This window comes from Maricaulis sp. (genome assembly GCF_048270095.1).
GTDB lineage: Bacteria > Pseudomonadota > Alphaproteobacteria > Caulobacterales > Maricaulaceae > Maricaulis.
This window is the reverse complement of the sequence record NZ_JBLWTL010000002.1, coordinates 159,432-177,195: the sequence shown is the minus strand read 5'-3', so window position 1 is coordinate 177,195 and position 17,764 is coordinate 159,432. Positions and strand designations below refer to the sequence as shown.

Below are 17,764 nucleotides of genomic sequence, written 5' to 3'. Positions count from 1 at the left end.
ACGGCCGGCGGGATTGCCCCGCCGGCCGCTTTCTTGTCGGCTTGCCGATGGGCGTTATTTCGGCGCGATGACACCGGTGCGCATGGCTTCCTTCATGGAGTCGAAATCCTCGGTCAACGCGCTGCTTGGTGTGCGCGTCATGAAGCCGACGATGAGTGTGACGATCAGGCTGAGCGCGAAGCCCGGCACCATTTCATACATCATGTCGGATGGGCGCATGCCGTTGATCTCGAACGGCGCGTAGATCCAGATCAGCACTGTTGCGGCGCCGGTGACCATGCCGGCCAGCGCGGCATTGCGGGTCATGCCGCGCCAGAACAGGCTCAGCAGGATCAGGGGGCCGAAGGCGGCACCAAAACCGGCCCAGGCATTGGAGACCAGCGAGAGAATGGTGCTCGAGCGGTCGAAGGCCAGCGCAATGGCGATCAGGGAGACGGCCAGAACCGAGAAGCGTCCGACCAGGACGAGTTCCGTCTGGCTGGCACCCTTGCGCACGAAATGCTTGTAGAAATCCTCGGTCAGAGAGCTGGACGAGACCAGAAGCTGTGAGGAAATCGTGCTCATGATCGCAGCCAGGATGGCGGCGAGCAGGAAGCCGCCAACCAACGGGTGGAAGAGGACCTGGGAGAGCAGGATGAAGATGGTTTCCGGATCCGTGAGTTCTGCGCCGGTCGAGGTGACATAGGCGAGACCGAGAATACCGGTGGCGACGGCACCGATCAGGGTGACGAGCATCCAGCTCATGCCGATATGGCGTGCTGCGCGAACTTCCTTCAGCGTCGCAATCGCCATGAAGCGGACGATGATGTGTGGCTGGCCAAAATAGCCGAGCCCCCAGGCCATGCTCGAAATCACACCGAGGACGGTGACGCCCGTGGTCATCTGCAGCAGGGTCGGATCAATTGCATTGATCTCTGTCAGGATGGGCTCGCTGCCACCGAGCACCATATAGGTCACGATCGGAACCGTGATCAGGGCGACGAACATGATGCAGCCCTGGACGAAATCGGTCAGTGAGACGGCGAGGAAGCCCCCGAACAAGGTGTAGGCGACGACGACGCCGGCGGTGAGGAAAAGCCCGAGCTCATAGCTCAGCCCGAAGGAGGCTTCGAACAGCTTGCCGCCCGCAACAACCCCGGCGGAGGTGTAGAGGGTGAAGAAGATCACGATGACCAGCGAGGAGATGACGCGCAGCAGGCGTGATTTGTCCTTGAAGCGCTTTTCGAAATAATCCGGGATGGTGATCGCATCTTCGGCGATCTCGGTATAGGCGCGCAGGCGTGGCGCCACGAGCTTGTAGTTGAGATAGGCCCCGATCAGCAGGCCGACCGCGATCCAGGCGCTGCTCATCCCCGAGACATAGATGGCGCCGGGCAGGCCCATCAGCATCCAGCCGCTCATATCCGAAGCGCCGGCAGAGAGCGCCGCCACGGCCGGGTGTAATTGACGGCCACCCAGCATGTATTCAGCGACATTGCTGGTCGATTTTCGGTAGGCGTAATAACCAATCGCCATCATCAGGATGAAATAGAGGGCGAGTGAAATCAGGGCTTCGGTTTGCATGTCACGCTCACGATCATGGATTGAGACTTGTCTGGGTGGCGGCCGGGGGCGCTATGGCCGGGTCTGGCCGTCGCCGAGAACGAGATATTTATAGATGGTCAATTGCTCGAGCCCGACCGGGCCGCGCGCATGCATCTTGCCGGTGGCAATGCCAATCTCCGCCCCCATGCCGAACTCGCCCCCGTCGGAAAACTGGGTCGAAGCATTATGCATCACGACCGCAGAGTCGATAGTGCGCAGGAAGGCGGCGGCAGTGTCGCTGTCTTCGGTGATGATCGCGTCGGTATGGTGCGAGGAATGGGCCTCGATGAAGGTCATGGCCTCAGCCGCGTCATCGACCAGTTTCACCGACAGGATGGCGTCTAGATATTCAGTGTCCCAGTCCTCATCGGAGGCGGGCTTGATGCGGGCATCGATCGCGATGGACTCCGCTTCGCCGCGGACCTCGCAGTCTCCCAGGGCATCGAGCAGGCCAGGCAGGTATTGGCCCGCAATCGCCCGGTCGACGACCAGGCTTTCCGTGGCGCCGCAAACGCCGGTGCGACGAAGCTTGGCATTGACGACGACGGCGGTCGCCTTGTTCAGGTCGGCGGCGCTGTGGATATAGGTGTGCACATTGCCATCGAGGTGCAGCAGGGTTGGCACGCGCGCTTCGCGCTGGACCAGGGAGACCAGGCCCTTGCCGCCGCGCGGGATGACGAGATCAACATAGTCGGCGCAATGAAGCAGGAATTTCACCGCATCGCGGTCGGTCGTATCGACCAACTGGACAGCCTCTTCCGGCAGACCGGCCTCTTTCAGGCCGCTGGCGAGGCAGGCGACAATCTGGCGCGTTGAGTTCAGGCTTTCCGAGCCGCCGCGCAAAATGATCGCATTGCCCGATTTCAGGCAGAGCGCGCCAGCATCGGCACCGACATTCGGGCGCGATTCATAAACCATGGCGATGACGCCAATCGGCACCGAGACGCGCTCGACGACGAGCCCGTTGGGCCGTTCGAAGCGGGCCAGCTTGCGTCCGACCGGGTCTGGCAGGTCAGCGATTTGTTCCAGCGCCGAGGCCATCGCCTCGATCCGGCCGGCATCGAGCACGAGACGGTCGATGAAAGCGGCATTCTTGCCTTTGCCAGCGACGCTTTCGACATCCTTGCGATTGGCGTCGAGCAGGGCGGGCATGGTTTCGCGCAGGGCCTTGGCGGTGGCGCGCAGGGCGGTATTCTTCTGTTCAGTGGTGGCTCCGGCGAGGGCGCCGGCGGCTTGCCTGGCCTTGCGGCCCAGCTCATTGACATAGTCTTGCACGGTCTCGGACATTATTTTCCTTGTAGTCTGTCTGGTGGTGATGGGCGGGCAGGCAGCGTCTGTTATCGCAGCTCTATGGCCCGCGCGTAAGCGGCTTTGGTGGTGTTTTCGAGCAGCGTGTCGAGCTGCCCGTCCTGCATCAGGGCTTCAAGCCCGGCCTGGGTCGTTCCGTTCTTGCTCGTCACATCCTTGCGCAGGGTCTCCAGTGAGTGGTCGGATTGCCGGGCCATCTCGATGGCCCCGGCCATGGTGTCGAGCACCAGGGTTCGCGCCGTGGCCGTATCGAAGCCCAGGGCTTCGGCGGCCGCGACATAGCTGCGGGCTATTTCGAAGACATAGCCCGACCCGCTGCCGGCGACGGCGGTGATGCGGTCGATCTGGTCTTCATCCTCGACCCAGATCGCCGAGCCGGTCGTGGTGGCCAGTGCGGTTGCGGCCTCGCGATGCGAGGGAGTGCACGGCGCATTGGCGAACAGGCCATTGACCCCCTGGCCGATCATCGCCGGCAAATTGGGCATCAGCCGGATAACCGGATGATCGCCGATCAGGGCGGTGAGGCGGGCACTGGAATAGCCTGCGGCAATCGAGACGAGGCAGCCATCCGGTGCCAGATGTGGCATATAGGGCGGCAATGCCGTGTCGATCATTTGCGGCTTCACCGCGATCAGCACCATGTCGAACAGGCGTTCGCCCAATTCTGCGGGTGAGCGCACATGCTCGACCCCCGGCGGCACGGAGCCGCCATTGGGTGAGGCGACGGTGAAACGTGCAATATCTGACTGGAGCCAGCGGCGCAGCATGGCACCGCCCATTTTCCCGCACCCGATCAACAAGATCTGCATCTATAATCCTCTGTTACGACCTGCTGGGTGGCCATCACAGAAGCTGGGCTAGCACTGGCCTGCGGTCATTTCAGGGCGTGTAGTATCTTATAAGCAAAGCGAACGCAAATCTCTCACAGAGTCCAATACCGTATCAAATTTGTGAGTAAGCGCAGAAGCGTTAAGCGGCAGAATTAGGGCAAGAGTTGATATAATGTATTTGCCATTACAGGAGTCGGTTGGTTGAAATGAGGTTCGTGTTCCCGTATAGACTGCTCGACCCCTGAAATTTACCCCAGATATCGAACGGAGACCTGTTTTGAGTGCGCGCAAGAGAATTGTTGTAAAGATCGGCTCGAGCCTTTTGGCCAACAGCAAGCGACTGACCCTGAGATATGCCTTCATGCACGGGCTTCTGAGCGACATCGCCGATCTGCGCGAGCAGGGTTATGATGTTGTATTGACCTCGTCCGGCGCCGTCGCGCTCGGACTCAATGCCGTCAACAAGTCGCCCGAAGAGGCCGATGTCCTCGACAAGCAGGCCGCAGCTGCCTGCGGTCAGCCGCTCTTGCTGAACGCTTACGGCCAGGTTGCCGCCGAGCATGGCTATATTATTGGCCAGGTCCTGGTGACGCTGGGCGATATCGAGGAGCGCCGGACCTTTCTCAATATCCGCAACACGATCCAGCGCCTGTTCGAGCACGGCGTGATGCCCGTGGTGAACGAGAATGACACGGTCACGACCCAGGAAATCCGCGTCGGCGATAATGATCGTCTCGCCGCCAAGGTCGCCCACATGATCCAGGCGGATCATCTGATCATCCTGACCAGTGTCGACGGCCTCTATGATCGCGACCCCTCAGAGCCTGGCGCCCAATTCATCGAGACGATTGACGATGTCAGCTCCTATCTGGCGGTGACCGATAGCACGAGTGCACTGGGAAGCGGTGGCATGCTGACCAAGATGCATGCGGCCAACATGGCCCAGGATGCCGGTTGCGAGACCTTGATCGCGCGCGGCATTATCGAGCGGCCGATCTCCTCCATCCTGGCCAAGGAACGCCGTCATACGCGTTGCGTCGCCAAGGGTACGCCGGCTTCGTCCTGGGCGGTCTGGCTCACCAATCGTCTGCAAATGGCCGGTAGCCTGGTGCTCAAGCAGGAGCGGATTGATGCCATGCTCGCCGGCGACCTCGTGGTCGAGCGCGCCGACATCGTCTCGATCCATGGTGATTTCCAGAAGGGCGATGTGCTGCACATCTATAATGAAGCCGATGAGGAGTGCGCTCGCGGCCTGACCAATTTCTCGTCCAATGAAACGCTTCTTCTGGCGCGGCATCTCGACCAGCCGATCAGCGAATTGCTCGGCTATGATGCTGGCACCCGGGTCATCAGTCCGGAAAATCTGGTGATGCTGCAAAACCACCACCTGCCATGGGATGTGCCGACAGATCAGGTCACCCTGGTCGCATCCTGACGATATCCAACCGGAGCGCCTGGCGCTCCGGTTGCCGCAGGCCGCCGCGCTCGCTCCCTGATGCATAAGATATGATATGGGCGGTGTCCCCGGCGTAGCCAGCGATTAACCTTGACAATTAATGCTGTCAGTTCCTTCGGCGGACCCGTTTTTGCGGGGCCCGTCAACTGGGAAGCTGGCCTGCGCAAGACTTCATCGCGTTGACCGGTTGACCCGTCACGCCGCCCGGTTCCGGGCCATGGAGTCCCTTGATGCCTGCGATCAACCTGCAAAACATGTCCTTGCGTGGCCGCCTGTCCCTGCTCGCCGTCGCCTCGATTGGCGCCATGCTGCTCTATGTGCTCGTCAACGGTCTGGTTGGCAGTGCGGTGGCGCGGGTCAGCACTGAAGCGCGGCACACCACCGTTGCGAACGTCGCCGCCAATGCGCTGGAAAAGGACATGACGTCCTTCCTGCGCGACACTTATCGCATGCTGGCGCTGCCAACCGATGATTTCATCGCCGATGCGCGCGGCAATCTGACCGATCTGGGGATTGCGATCGAAACTACACGGGAGACCGGGCTCGACGCCCGTTATCAGGCGACCTTTGACGAGATCCTCACTGAATACGCAGCGTTGACGGTGTTGTTCGGCGAGCTCGAAGCGCAAGTCCAGAACCTGACCACAGCCGACACGATCGCCTATACCGAACGCCTGGCGGTGTTCGACGATGAGATGGATACAATGATCGAGAGTGTCCGCGACGGCACGGCTGACGATCTGCGCGCCGGTTGGGCTGAACTCGACGCCATGCGCACGCTCAGCTTCTGGATCGCGGCCATCGCCGTCCTGGTCGCGGCTGGTGTGCTTTATGGGCTGACCATCATGATCGGTGCTTCGATCCGCCGTTCAGTCGCGAGCGTGCAGCAAACCCTTACAGCCCTGGCCCGCGGCGACCGGCATGTCGAGATCGCCGGCCAGGATCGCACCGATGTGTTTGGTGAGCTCAGCCGTGCCCTGTCGCAACTCGACGGAGCCTTGACGGCCGCCGATGAGGTGCGCGCGCGTGATGATGCCGAAGCTGAAACCAAGATGCGTCAGCAGGAAGCCACCCGGCAGGCTGTGGAACGCTTTGAAGAGGCGTCCTCCAATCTGATGCAGAGTGTCATGCGTTCCTCGGAAGGCCTCGAACTGGCCGCCGGCCAGATGCAGTCCCGGTCCAGCGAGGCTGCCGGCCAGTCCAACTCGGCCCGCCAGGCCGCCGATATGACCGCCAGCAGCGTGCAGTCGGTCGCCGCCGCCGCCGAGGAACTCGCCGCGTCCATCGCGGAAGTCTCCAGCCAGGTCGCCCGCACCAGTGAATTGTCACAGGTCGCCGACCAGGAAACGCGCGTCAGTTCCGAGGTTGTGGAGCAGCTGGCGGAATCGGCCCAAGCCATCGGTGCGATTATTGATCTGATCGACACCATCGCCTCGCAGACCAATCTGCTCGCACTCAACGCAACCATCGAGGCCGCTCGGGCGGGTGAAGCCGGCAAGGGCTTCGCCGTCGTGGCTTCCGAGGTCAAGGCGCTGGCCGAGCAGACCTCCGGTGCCACCCAGCAGATCACCCAGCGCATCTCGGCGATCCAGTCCTCGACCGAGGCCTGCGCCAAGTCGACGGCGGCGGCGCTCGCAGCCGTGTCCCAGCTGGGCGAACTGGCGACGGCCTCGGCCGCGGCAATCGAACAGCAACGCGTCGCCACCTCGGAGATCGCCGAGTCGGCTCAGCGGGCCCAGGCGGGCGCGACCAAGGCGGCCACCGATGTTGGCCAGGTTGCCGAATTCACCCAGCAGACCGACCAGGTCTCCAGCGACGTGCTGAATTCCTGCACCGACATGGCCCGCAATCAGGGCGCCTGGAAGGATGAGTTCGACCAGTTCCTGAACACGATCCGCGCAGCCTGACCGCAGCCTAGTCCCACAAACGCTCCCGGATCCCGGCGCCATGTTCGTCGAGACCGGGTGAGCGCTTGCCCGAGCCGACTTCGATGCCGGACAGGCGGATCGGATTGCGGATGCCGGGAATGCCGTCGGCTTCTGTCGCGAGGCCGCGATGCTGTGCCTGGACATCGTTGAAGGCTTGCTCGACGGTATTGATCGGCCCGGCCGGAATGCCTTCCTGCTCAAGTGCGGCGAGAAGATCATCGCGCGTGAAGCGCGCCATGGCATCGGCGATTTGTGCCACCAGTTCACTCCGGTTGGCAGCGCGTTCGGCATTGGTGCGATTGCGGACGAGAACGTCTGGCGGGAAATCAAGCAGGGTGCACAGGCGTTCAAACTGTCCATCATTGCCGCAGGCCAGGATGATATGGCCATCACTGGCGGCAAACTCCTGATAGGGCACGATATTCGGGTGTGAATTGCCGAGCCGGTGCGGTGCGACCCCGGTCGTCAGATAATTCATCGCCTGATTGCCCAGCACGCCCATCATGCTGTCCAGCAGCGCCATATCGACATGCTGGCCAAGCCCTGTCTTCTCGCGCTGGGCGAGGGCCGCCTGGACACCGATCACGCCATAGACGCCGGTGAAGATATCCGCGAAGGCGACGCCGAGGCGCTGGGGCGGACGGTCAGGCTCGCCGGTCAGGTCCATGATCCCGCTCATCGCCTGGATCATCAGGTCATAGCCGGCGCGGTGGGCATAGGGTCCGGTTTGGCCAAAACCCGTTACGGAACAATAGACAAGGCGTGGATTGCGCACCTTCAGACTGTCATAGTCGAGCCCGTATTTGGCCAGCCCGCCAACCTTGAAATTCTCCACCAGCACATCGGCGCCATCGACCAGTTCCAGCACGAGATCGCGATCTTCCGGCTTGGTAAAGTCCAGCGCGATCGAGCGCTTGCCGCGATTGCAGGAATGATAATAGGCCGAAGAAGCGCCGCTCTCGTGCTTGACCCAGGGTGGCCCCCAATGGCGGGTATCATCGCCGAGCGGGGCTTCGACCTTGATCACGTCGGCGCCGAGATCGGCCAACGTCTGACCGATCCATGGACCGGCCAGAACCCGGGCCAGTTCCAGAACCTTCAGGCCGGCAAGTGGCTTGTTGTCTACTGCTTGTGTCACGGGAATCCCCCTGGAAATCTGCCGTATACTAGCTGCTAATATGCTGCAGTGTCCTGCTGGCAAAGCTTCACCGTAACCGGTGCTGCGATCAACCCGGTCCGCGGTCGAAACTGGCGCTCTTGACCAGCGCGTAGACGGCCTGGCCCGGTGCCAGTTCCAGCGCCTCGATCGAGGCCCGGGTGAGGCGGGCTTTCAACTGGCTGGTCCCGATCGAGACGGTCAGATCGGCATAGGGTGAGGTCTCGTTTTCGCTGATGGCTATGATCCGGCCATCGAGCACATTGCGGATGCTGATCGCCTGGGGTTTCAGGGTCGCGATTGCGACATCGCGGGCCCGGATTCTCAGCCGGACCGTATCACCGGGCTGTAGCGCGGCGGACATGGGCAATTCCAGCACCTGGCCGCCAATGTCGACGCGGCTGAGCTGCAGGCGTTCATTCTGGTCGATCAGCTGTCCGGCCAGGATCGAGCCGGCTTCGAAATCGCGCTCCAGCGGTTCGATTTCCAGCCGGGCAAAGACCTCCTCGACCGGGCCCATCGCGACACAACGACCCTGGGACAGGGCCAGCACACGGTCGGACAGGCGCACCACTTCCTCGACGGAATGACTGACATAGAGGGCCGGAATTTCCAATTGCCGCAAGGTCGTGTCGAGATAGGGCAGAAGTTCGGCCTTGCGGGCATGGTCGAGCCCGGCCATCGGCTCGTCGAGCAGAAGCAGGCGCGGCTGGGTCAGCAGGGCGCGGGCCAGCGCCACGCGCTGTGCTTCGCCGCCCGACAGCGAGGCTGGTCGGCGCGGCAGGAGCGGAGCGAGATCGAGGGCCTTGATGATCGTTTCGGAATCGAAACGTGTCGGGCCGGTCGCGGCGCGGCGCTGCGCGTAGGCGAGATTGCCCGCCACGCTGAGATGCGAAAACAGGCGTGCATCTTGGAACACCAAACCGACCGGGCGCTGGTGGGCCGGGGTGAAAACATGCCGGGCGCGGTCGACCCAGACCGTATCGCCCATCGCGATGCGGCCTTCATCGGGTCGGTCGAGACCGGCGACCAGGCGCAGCAGGCTGGTCTTGCCGCTGCCGCTGGGGCCGAACACGGCGGTGATGCCGTCGAGCGGGATCTCCGCCTCGATATCGAGGTCGAAGCCACCGCGCCGGGCGCGCAGCTGCAGGGACAGCCGGTCATCCGACATGGATACGGAACCGGCGATTGAGGCTGTAGACGAGCAGCAGGGTGGCAAAGGAGAAGGCGATCAGCAGGCCCGACAGGATATGGGCGTCCTGATATTGCAGGCTCTCGACCTGTTCGAAAATCGCAATCGAGATGACGCGGGTCTGGCCGGGAATACTGCCACCGACCATCAGCACGACACCGAATTCCCCGATTGTGTGGGCGAAGCTCAGGATGGATGCGGTGAGAAATCCGCGGATGGAGAGCGGTGCCGCGACGCTGAAAAACGCGTCGAGCGGCGAGGCGCCGAGGCTGGCGGCGGCCTCGAGTGGTGCCCGGCCGACGCTCTCGAAGGCGCTCTGCAGCGGCTGCACCATGAAGGGCAGGGAATAGACCACCGAGGCCACAACCAGGCCGGTGAAGGAGAAGGTCAGCGTGTCGCCGGTCAGGGTCAGCCAGAAACTGCCGATCGGCGAGGTCGGGTTGAGCAGGATCAGCAGATAGAAGCCGATCACGGTCGGCGGCAGGATGAGTGGCAGGGCGGTCAGGGCCTCGATGGCCGGTTTCAGGCCTGAGCGCGTGCGCGCCAGCCACCAGGCCAGCGGTGTGCCGAGCGCCAGAAGGATCACGGTGGTGATCGCCGCGAGTTGGAGACTGAGCCAGAGCGGGCCGAGATCAGGCATTAATCCACAACACCATAGCCATGGGCCGAGATGATCTCCCGCGCCTCCGGACTGGCGAGGAAATCCAGCCAGGCCCGCGCTGCCGGATTGTCCTGTCCATGCCGGGTCAGCACCGCATCCTGACGGATCGGCGTATAGAGATGTTGCGGTATCGCCCAGTAATCGGGGTCGGTGCTCATATCTGTGCCGGCGAATTGGGAGACCGGCACGATGCCAAGATCGGCATTGCCGGTGATCAGCATCGCCTGCACGGCTGCAATGCTCTCGCCGGTCACGAGCCGGTCTTGCGCCGGAGACCACAAGTCCAGCGCTTGCAGCGCCTGACGGGCGGCTGCGCCGTAGGGTGCGAGTGCCGGATTGGCGATGGCGAGCGTGCGGTAGCGGCCTTCACGCAGCCTGTCTTCTATCGGGCCGGCTGTGTCAGCGTCACCGGCCGACCACAGGGCGATATGCCCCACGGCATAGGTGAATTGCGTGCCGGAAATGGTCTGGCCCTGCACTTCGAGGCGGTGCACCGTCAGCTGGTCAGCAGACAGGAATACATCGAAGGGCGCACCATGCAGGATCTGGGCATAGAATCGTCCGGTCGAGCCGGGCGTGATCAAGACGGTGTGTTCGCCTGTTTGCTCAAAACGGGTCTGCAGCGCGCGCGCTGCCGCGTCGAAATTCGACGCCACGGCAATCAGCGCCTGATCGGCGGCCGCAGGCGCAGGGTGAAACAGCCAGCCAAGCGTCAGCACGCCGGCACTCACAAGACTGCGTATTCGATCCGTCCAGGCCAAAGCGCTCCGCTCCCGGTGGCTGACAAGCCCCTCACCCTATTTGACGGCGGATCGGGCGCGCGGTCCAGAGCCTCGACTCAGGACAGGGTGGTCGCCGGCTTGCGATAGACGAATTGACCGACATCGCAGCGCCCCGAACGGAAGCCGGCTTCGCAATAGGCGAGGTAGTAGCGCCAGATGCGGGCGAAGCGGTCATCAAAGCCCAATGCGCGGATCTGTGGCCATGTGGCATCAAAGCCGGCGTGCCAGTGCTGCAGTGTGTTGGCATAGTCTTCGCCAAACATGCAGGCGTCGATATCGTCCAGCCCCGCGCGCCGGGCCTCCCCGGCGAGCGCCGATGGCGGCGGCAGCATGCCGCCCGGAAAGACGTATTTCTGGATGAAATCCACCGTGCCGCGATAATGATCGAAATCCGCTTCGCGCAGGGTGATGACCTGTAGCGCCGCATACCCGCCCGGTTTGAGGCAATGCGCCAGCTGGTCGAAATAGACCGGCCAGTGCGCCTCCCCAACGGCTTCGAACATTTCGATCGAGACGATGGCGTCGTATGTCTCGTCGATATCGCGATAATCACGGATCTGCAGATCGACCTGGTTGCTCAGCCCGGCCCGGGCGATGCGGGTCCGGGCATAGTCCAGCTGTTCTGTCGACAGGGTGACGCCGGTGACGCGGCAACCGAAATCGCGCGCGGCCACTTCGGCAAAACCACCCCAGCCGCAACCAATCTCGAGCACATGATCGCCGGGCTTCAATTGCGCGGCGACGCAAATCCGGCGGTATTTCTCGGCCTGGGCGGCTTGCAGACCCTGGTCTGGCGTCGCGAAACAGGCCGAGGAATAGGTCATGCTCGCATCGAGCCAGAGCGCGTAGAAGGCATTTCCCAGATCATAGTGGAAGGCGATATTGCGCTTGCTGCCGCTGCGCGTATTGGCGTTGAGCCAGTGCTGGACTTGGCCGATGATCCGGCTCGGACCGCCCTTCGCCTGGGCGACACTGATCTGGTCGAAGGCGCGGGCGAGCACATCGAGCAGGGCGCGCAGATCGGGCGTCTCCCATTCGTCATTCACATAACCTTCGGCAAAGCCCAGCGCGCCGCTTCCGCCCAGCCGCAACAGCGCATTCCAGCGTTTGAGTCGCCATTCGGCCTGGGCAACCGCTTCCGGGTCGCCACAGGAAACGCGATAGCCCGATGGCAATTCGATGACGAGATGGGCCGCGTCCAGGTCCGACAGGGCCCGGCGCAAACGGTTGGCGATGAAACGGTCCAGCGCGCTGCCGGATTCCGGTTGGCCGGTATCACCGGTCTGATCCGAGTAGATATCCATCATTGTCTCCAGGGTCTGGTGTCGATGGAGCCGTGCCGGGGAGTATACAGCCTTAACCCCTTCAGGCGAAGGCGTAGGGCTTCCAGCAGGATGGCGCCGACGATCTTGATGGTGTTGAAGGCCAGCGAAAACGGGGCGCGGACCAGATTGCGCGTCGTCAGTGGCCGGATCGTGCATTTCTGGACGGCGCTGAGGACGCAGGCGCCGTCGCGATACAGCTGGATTGCCAGGCGCAAACCGGTCTGATCGCGATCGAGCCGGAAGCGGTATTCGCCATTGGTGTCGTTGAAGGGCGAGACGAAGAAGCGCTTGCGGCTGGAAAAGCGCAGGCTCTCTCCCGCGGTGGCGCGTGGCAGCACGAAGGTGTAGGCATGGCGGCCGCCATGGAAATTGCTGACCTGGAAGATGACGGCCCGCAATGCTGCCGACCGGTCATGGCAAAACAACACCGTCACCGGATTGAAGACCAGGCCGAGCACGCGCGGGGCTGCGAGGATCTGCACCCGGCCCAGCGGGAAATCCGCTGCCGCATCGTCCAGCTGGTCCTGCACCCAGGGCCGCAGCTCTGCCTCGCCGCGCCCGTGATCGCGGGCCTGGAAGCTGACGAGATTAAAGCGATTGACCGAGAAGAGGGGCGAGCGGATCCGGTCCCGATCCGGCCCGTCAATATCGAGCAGGATGGAGGCCATGCGATAGCGCAGGCTGTGGCGCTTCGGTCCCAGCCGTGAGTGTCCGACATCGCCGTCCAGGAGAGAGGCTGGCAGGGGAGTCATTCGGCGGCAATCGCGCTTGGGCTATTGGCGCGCAGGGGAATGTGGTCCGGCCAGACGATACGTCCGGTCATGCCTTCCAGTCCCCAGGGGCGTGTGGGCGCGCCCAGCGCTTCGGCGACGGCGAGGCCGGATTGCAGGCCGTCCTCGTGGAAGCCCGATCCCATCCAGGCGCCGCAATACCAGCTGTGATGATCGCCCTGGATTTCATGGATCTGCCGCTGCGCCGCGATCGCGGCGGCGTCGAATACGGGGTGGGCATAATGATCCGTGTGCAGGACGTGCTCCGGTGCCGGGGCGAGATCGGGATTGAGGGTGACCAGGACCGGCCTGGTTGTCGCCAGCGGCTGCAGCCGGTTCATCCAGTAGGTGAGGCTGATGCGCTCCTGACCGGACCGGTCCGGCGTATCGAGATAATTCCAGCTCGCCCAGGCCGATTTGCGCCGCGGCATCAGCCGCGTATCGGTATGCAGGACGGCGATATTGTCGCGATAGCGGATAGCGCCGAGCAGGTTGATCTCCTGCGGCGAGGGATCGGCGAGAAGTTTCAGCGCCTGGTCGCTATGACAGGCGAAAACCACTTCGTCGAAGGGCTCGGTGCCGCCATTGGCGAGATGCAGGGTCACCGATTCACGTTGGCGGGTGACCGAATGGACCGGTGTCGACAGCCGCAAATCGCCGGTGAAGAGGTCGGTCAATGCCTCGACATGGTGGCGGCTCCCGCCTGTCACAGTGCGCCAGGCGGGCTGGTTCAGCACCTGCAACAGGCCGTGATTGCGGAAAAACTCGAAGAAGGCGCTGGCCGGATAACCCCGCATCGTGGCGACGGGCGAGGACCAGATCGCGGCGCACATGGGCAGGATATGGTCGTCGCGGAAGGTGCGCGAATAGCCTTCATCGCGCAGGAATTGCTCGAGGCTGCGCGTCTCTGCGGCCGCGTCGAGGGCCTTGGAATGCGCGTGCAGGCGCAAAAGGTCGCGCAGCATGCGCCACATGCGCGGACGCAATAGATTGCGCTTCTGGGCAAACAGGCCTTCGGGCCGCGATGAATATTCGAAGCCATGACTGTCGAGCGAGGCAGCGAAGGACATGTCGCTGGGGGAGGTCTCGACGCCCAGCAGATCCAGCATGGCGGTGAAATTGGGGTAATTGGCCGGGTTGAAGACAATGAAACCGGTATCGACAGCGACGGTCGCGCCATCGATATCGACTTCCACGGTATGGGCATGGCCGCCCGGTCGGGAGGCCGCCTCGAACAGGGTCACGTGATTATCGAGTGTCAGGCGCCAGGCCGCTGCCAGCCCGGCAATTCCCGAGCCGATCACCGCGATCCGTTTCTTCTGTTGTAGTGCACCCATTGGCCGCGCCCGATAATTGTGATCAATGAAAGGGGTTACGAGCGCCGGCCCGGCGTGGATCACTGCAGCTGCATGTGATCCATCTCGCTGCGGGCGCCGTAGTCTGGGCATGTACGCTGTCGCTCAGATACTGAACTCGTCCTGGCCAGGAGGCCGGACTGGCCTGGAAAAGGGGCGAATGGGGATGGCTGCGCCGTCGCAGGCAGGGTTGATGGATGCTGCGGAGCTGGCTGACCTTGTCGCGCGCATTGGCGTCGACCGGGACCGCGAGGCCTTCCGCCGTCTGTTTGACCATTTCGCACCGCGCGTGCGGGGCTTTCTGGTCCGGCGCGGCTTGCCTTCCGCCCAGGCCGATGATCTGGCCCAGGACACCATGCTCGCGATCTGGCGTCGCGCCGAGAGCTATGACGTCGCCAAATCCGCCGTGTCGACCTGGGTCTATACGATCGCGCGCAACCTCCATATCGACCAGTATCGCAAGCTGGCCCGGGCCGATCGCGTCGACCTGACCGATCCATCCCTGCGGCCTGGCGAGATCCCGGCTGCCGATGAGCTTTATGCCCGCGGGCAGGATGCCAGTGCCGTGAGCGAGGCGCTTCTGACCCTGCCGGACGATCAGCGCCGTGTGCTCGAACTGGCCTTTATGGAAGGCCTGTCTCACAGCGACATCGCGGTGCGACTGGTTTTGCCGCTGGGGACGGTCAAATCGCGAATTCGTCTGGCGATGGATAAATTGAAACTCAGCCTTGGAGATTTGCAATGAGCCGGAGAGGCTATTTCCTCGAACAGGGCTGGTATCTCGACCATGCCGCCGGTGCCCCGATGTCGCCGGGTCAGGACATGTTGTTGCGTTCGCATCTGGAAGTGTCCGTGCCGGCACGCGCGCATGCCGCCTCGATGGCGCGCATTGGCGGCGCCATGCTGGAAGGCGTCGAGGACAAGGGTGAACTCGCTTTCGATGCCGATGATATTTTTGCCCTCGATGAGGCGTTTGATGCCGCCCGGACCCGGGCGGAACCGGCACCGGTTGCGGCGGCGCCCGTGGCCCCGGCCGACCGTCCCGAATGCCTGCCCGCCGTCTTGTGCGATTTCATCGACCGGGAAGGCATAAAGCTGCGCTGGGAGTTTCTCGGCCCCGGCCTCAGGAAGGCGATGCTGTGGCATGGCGAGAGCGATGAACGCCTGTGGCTGTTGCGCGCGCGTCCAGGCGTCGCCATCCCGCATCATGGTCATCGCGGCACCGAATTGACGCTCGTCTTGCAGGGCTCATTCCTCGATGGCGACCAGCGTTATGAACGCGGTGATGTCGAGGAAGCCGATCCCGAGGTCGCCCATGATATCAAGATTGGCGAGGGCGAAGAGTGCATCTGCCTCGCCTTGACCCAGGGCAAGCTGCGCTTTGACGATCCGCTCTTGCGGGCGCTGCAGGTCTTCACCGGCCTTTGACCCTGCGCTGGCCCGGCGCCCGTCAACACCGCAGGCGGTTTACGGCTTGATCAGGATATCGGTCTAATCTGGTTTTGCATTGCGACTGAACGTGCGCATCGCGGGCCGGACAGGCTGGCGGAAAATCAGTGAAGGGTATGGATCATGACGGACCAGACGATGGATTGGCGAAACCAGGCGGAGATCGACAATGCCGCCGTTGGGGCATTGGTTGCCGCGGTCGGCCCGGACACATTTGCCGCCTTGAAGCTTCAGTTTGCCGCCGATTTCCAATCCCTGTCGGACACACATATCCAGGCCCGCCGCGATGGCGATGAGGCGTCGGCCCGCGCGGCCGCGCATGGCCTGCGGGGTGCGGCCCTGAATGTCGGGCTGAAACGGCTTGGTCACCTCGCCGGCGCACTCGAACGCGGTGAGCACAGCGATGAGGCCGAGCTGCCCGCCGTGCTGGCCTCGTCGGTGTCGTGCCTGATGGCGTCGGGCCAGTCCTGATCGCGCATCGCCGCGCCTGAAATCGAAAAAAACTCCTTCATTCAGCTAGGGTTCACCCGGAAAACCCTTTAGTATGGGGGTCTGGCATCTGCCGGGGCGGCTTGCACGGGGTGGGCCGAGCCTCCGGCGATCGTTCAAGGGGAAATCAAGATGAAAGCATTTTTGCTCGCAACGGCATCTGTCGCACTGCTGGCGGGCGGCGCGCTCGCCCAGGATTATTCGGCGCCGCCAACCTATGGCAGTGTCAATCTCAATGCCGGCTTCACGCCTGATCCGTATACCGTCAGCATCACGTCCGGTGGTGCGCTCCGGGCCAGCAATGTGTCCTCGTCCTGCCGCGGCTGGGTCGCCAATGCGCCTGATTATTCGGTCAATTACGCTGCCGGCGGTTATAATCTGACGATCGGCGCGACGTCGAATTCCGACACGACCCTGCTGGTCAATGGTCCAAATGGCGAATGGTATTGCGACGATGATAGCGGTCAGGGCCTCAACCCTCTGGTCCAGCTCAACAATCCACGTTCCGGTCGCTATGATGTCTGGATCGGCTCCTATTCCGAGGGCGATTACGCCGCCACGACTCTCTCGGTGTCGGAAATCGGTGCGACCCAGGGCGGGTCAAACGTGCCGAATACCAATGCGCCAGCGACCTTTGGCAGCGCCAATCTGCGGGCCGGCTTCACGCCTGATCCTTACACGGTGAATGTGACCTCTGGCGGCACTCGCAGCGCCGCTCAGATGAGCAGTTCCTGCCGCGGCTGGATCGCCGACGCGCCGGATTTCTCCGTCAACTACACCGCCGGCAATTTTGACACGCTGACCATTGGTGCCGTGTCCAGCTCGGACACCACGCTCGTGGTCAATGACGCCTATGGCAACTGGTATTGCGACGATGATAGCGGCAATGGCCTCAATCCTCTGGTTACCTTGGCCAATCTGGCGACCGGCCGTTACGATATCTGGGTCGGTTCCTATTCCCAGGGCGATTATGCGACCTCGGTCCTGTCGATCTCGGAAATCGGCCAGGTCGCGGGCCAGCAGCCCCGTCCACAGCCCCGCCCGCAACCGCGTCCGCAGTCGGGCATCAATATGTCGGCCCCGGCCGCCTATGGCACTGCTTCGCTGCGTGCCGGCTTCCAGCCTGACCCTTACCGCGTCAGCATCACGTCGGGCGGTGGCTATCGTGCCGATAGTGTCCGCTCGGGCTGTGCCGGTTGGGTCGCGTCTGCGCCTGATTTCGAACTGACCTATTCGGCCGGTTCCCTGCCGCTGATCATTTCGGCCGCTTCAAGCTCCGACACGACGCTTCTGATCAATGATCCGAACGGCAACTGGTTCTGCAATGATGATGGCGGCAATGCCGGCCTGAACCCGGCGCTTCGTTTCGACAATGCGGCATCCGGTGTCTATGACATCTGGATCGGCTCCTACAGCCAGGGCAATAACGCCTCGGCCACCCTGTCGATCTCCGAGCTCTACAGCGAATAGACCTGACAG

General features: G+C 62.9%; 16 protein-coding genes. 6 read left to right on the top strand and 10 right to left on the bottom strand.

Going from position 1 to position 17,764, the window contains the following annotated elements:
- Positions 1-54: 54 nt before the first annotated feature.
- The 3 genes from putP to ACN0YJ_RS02745 are packed head-to-tail and all read right to left on the bottom strand — an operon-like array spanning position 55 to position 3,701.
- A complete protein-coding gene (putP, locus tag ACN0YJ_RS02755; RefSeq protein WP_417478640.1) occupies positions 55-1,563 on the bottom strand; it encodes a sodium/proline symporter PutP in 1,509 nt (502 codons plus the stop codon).
- A 51-nt stretch (positions 1,564-1,614) separates the two neighbouring features.
- Complete coding sequence (locus tag ACN0YJ_RS02750) at positions 1,615-2,901, bottom strand: glutamate-5-semialdehyde dehydrogenase (protein ID WP_417478655.1); 1,287 nt, start codon at positions 2,899-2,901, stop codon at positions 1,615-1,617.
- A 20-nt stretch (positions 2,902-2,921) separates the two neighbouring features.
- Positions 2,922-3,701, bottom strand: coding sequence for a pyrroline-5-carboxylate reductase family protein (locus ACN0YJ_RS02745; protein WP_417495261.1), 780 nt, complete (start codon positions 3,699-3,701; stop codon positions 2,922-2,924).
- A gap of 298 nt (positions 3,702-3,999) precedes the next feature.
- Here ACN0YJ_RS02745 and proB point away from each other — a divergent pair, with 298 nt between their 5' ends.
- Positions 4,000-5,157: a glutamate 5-kinase gene (gene proB / locus ACN0YJ_RS02740; protein ID WP_417478642.1), complete on the top strand. Its 1,158-nt coding sequence runs from the start codon at positions 4,000-4,002 to the stop codon at positions 5,155-5,157.
- Between the two features lie 251 nt (positions 5,158-5,408).
- Positions 5,409-7,085 (top strand): methyl-accepting chemotaxis protein, encoded by a 1,677-nt coding sequence (locus tag ACN0YJ_RS02735; protein ID WP_417495260.1) that lies wholly within the window; start codon positions 5,409-5,411, stop codon positions 7,083-7,085.
- 7 nt (positions 7,086-7,092) lie between these two features.
- Here the strand turns inward: ACN0YJ_RS02735 and ACN0YJ_RS02730 are convergent, their stop codons facing one another.
- From ACN0YJ_RS02730 to ACN0YJ_RS02700, 7 genes are all read right to left on the bottom strand, one after another.
- Entirely contained in the window at positions 7,093-8,244 is a 1,152-nt protein-coding gene (locus ACN0YJ_RS02730) for a CaiB/BaiF CoA transferase family protein (RefSeq protein WP_417495259.1), read from the bottom strand.
- An 88-nt stretch (positions 8,245-8,332) separates the two neighbouring features.
- Positions 8,333-9,433 (bottom strand): molybdenum ABC transporter ATP-binding protein, encoded by a 1,101-nt coding sequence (gene modC, locus ACN0YJ_RS02725; RefSeq protein WP_417495258.1) that lies wholly within the window; start codon positions 9,431-9,433, stop codon positions 8,333-8,335.
- A complete protein-coding gene (gene modB / locus ACN0YJ_RS02720) occupies positions 9,423-10,094 on the bottom strand; it encodes a molybdate ABC transporter permease subunit (RefSeq protein ID WP_417495257.1) in 672 nt (223 codons plus the stop codon). Before modB ends, modC begins: the two co-directional genes overlap by 11 nt.
- Complete coding sequence (gene modA / locus ACN0YJ_RS02715; RefSeq protein WP_417478646.1) at positions 10,094-10,876, bottom strand: molybdate ABC transporter substrate-binding protein; 783 nt, start codon at positions 10,874-10,876, stop codon at positions 10,094-10,096. The genes modB and modA overlap by 1 nt, the downstream gene beginning before the upstream one ends.
- A gap of 77 nt (positions 10,877-10,953) precedes the next feature.
- A complete protein-coding gene (locus ACN0YJ_RS02710; protein WP_417495288.1) occupies positions 10,954-12,201 on the bottom strand; it encodes a class I SAM-dependent methyltransferase in 1,248 nt (415 codons plus the stop codon).
- Complete coding sequence (locus tag ACN0YJ_RS02705) at positions 12,201-12,974, bottom strand: DUF1365 domain-containing protein (RefSeq protein ID WP_417495256.1); 774 nt, start codon at positions 12,972-12,974, stop codon at positions 12,201-12,203. Before ACN0YJ_RS02705 ends, ACN0YJ_RS02710 begins: the two co-directional genes overlap by 1 nt.
- Complete coding sequence (locus ACN0YJ_RS02700) at positions 12,971-14,329, bottom strand: NAD(P)/FAD-dependent oxidoreductase (protein WP_417495255.1); 1,359 nt, start codon at positions 14,327-14,329, stop codon at positions 12,971-12,973. Before ACN0YJ_RS02700 ends, ACN0YJ_RS02705 begins: the two co-directional genes overlap by 4 nt.
- 184 nt (positions 14,330-14,513) lie before the next feature.
- On the opposite strand from ACN0YJ_RS02700, the gene ACN0YJ_RS02695 reads away from it, so the two are divergent.
- The 4 genes from ACN0YJ_RS02695 (at position 14,514) to ACN0YJ_RS02680 (ending at position 17,755) form a co-directional block, all read left to right on the top strand.
- The gene (locus tag ACN0YJ_RS02695) at positions 14,514-15,092 is read left to right on the top strand and encodes a sigma-70 family RNA polymerase sigma factor (protein WP_417478649.1); all 579 of its coding nucleotides are present in this window, start codon (positions 14,514-14,516) and stop codon (positions 15,090-15,092) included.
- Positions 15,089-15,775 (top strand): ChrR family anti-sigma-E factor, encoded by a 687-nt coding sequence (locus ACN0YJ_RS02690; RefSeq protein ID WP_417495254.1) that lies wholly within the window; start codon positions 15,089-15,091, stop codon positions 15,773-15,775. The genes ACN0YJ_RS02695 and ACN0YJ_RS02690 overlap by 4 nt, the downstream gene beginning before the upstream one ends.
- Before the next feature lie 144 nt (positions 15,776-15,919).
- Positions 15,920-16,267 carry an Hpt domain-containing protein gene (locus tag ACN0YJ_RS02685; protein WP_417478651.1) on the top strand — a complete coding sequence of 116 codons (348 nt, stop codon included), beginning with the start codon at positions 15,920-15,922 and terminating at the stop codon, positions 16,265-16,267.
- Positions 16,268-16,417: 150 nt separating this feature from the next.
- On the top strand, positions 16,418-17,755 hold the full coding sequence (locus ACN0YJ_RS02680) for a hypothetical protein (RefSeq protein WP_417478652.1): 1,338 nt from the start codon (positions 16,418-16,420) through the stop codon (positions 17,753-17,755).
- Positions 17,756-17,764: the final 9 nt, after the last annotated feature.

What these genes read in the sequence shown, in the direction of transcription:
- modB (WP_417495257.1), bottom strand. Translation starts at nt 10,094, where the DNA reads ATGCCTGATCTCGGCCCGCTCTGGCTCAGTCTCCAACTCGCGGCGATC.
- ACN0YJ_RS02690 (WP_417495254.1), top strand. Translation starts at nt 15,089, where the DNA reads ATGAGCCGGAGAGGCTATTTCCTCGAACAGGGCTGGTATCTCGACCAT.
- ACN0YJ_RS02695 (WP_417478649.1), top strand. Translation starts at nt 14,514, where the DNA reads ATGGCTGCGCCGTCGCAGGCAGGGTTGATGGATGCTGCGGAGCTGGCT.
- ACN0YJ_RS02705 (WP_417495256.1), bottom strand. Translation starts at nt 12,974, where the DNA reads ATGACTCCCCTGCCAGCCTCTCTCCTGGACGGCGATGTCGGACACTCA.
- putP (WP_417478640.1), bottom strand. Translation starts at nt 1,563, where the DNA reads ATGCAAACCGAAGCCCTGATTTCACTCGCCCTCTATTTCATCCTGATG.
- ACN0YJ_RS02710 (WP_417495288.1), bottom strand. Translation starts at nt 12,201, where the DNA reads ATGGATATCTACTCGGATCAGACCGGTGATACCGGCCAACCGGAATCC.
- modC (WP_417495258.1), bottom strand. Translation starts at nt 9,433, where the DNA reads ATGTCGGATGACCGGCTGTCCCTGCAGCTGCGCGCCCGGCGCGGTGGC.
- ACN0YJ_RS02685 (WP_417478651.1), top strand. Translation starts at nt 15,920, where the DNA reads ATGACGGACCAGACGATGGATTGGCGAAACCAGGCGGAGATCGACAAT.
- ACN0YJ_RS02745 (WP_417495261.1), bottom strand. Translation starts at nt 3,701, where the DNA reads ATGCAGATCTTGTTGATCGGGTGCGGGAAAATGGGCGGTGCCATGCTG.
- ACN0YJ_RS02735 (WP_417495260.1), top strand. Translation starts at nt 5,409, where the DNA reads ATGCCTGCGATCAACCTGCAAAACATGTCCTTGCGTGGCCGCCTGTCC.
- ACN0YJ_RS02680 (WP_417478652.1), top strand. Translation starts at nt 16,418, where the DNA reads ATGAAAGCATTTTTGCTCGCAACGGCATCTGTCGCACTGCTGGCGGGC.
- ACN0YJ_RS02700 (WP_417495255.1), bottom strand. Translation starts at nt 14,329, where the DNA reads ATGGGTGCACTACAACAGAAGAAACGGATCGCGGTGATCGGCTCGGGA.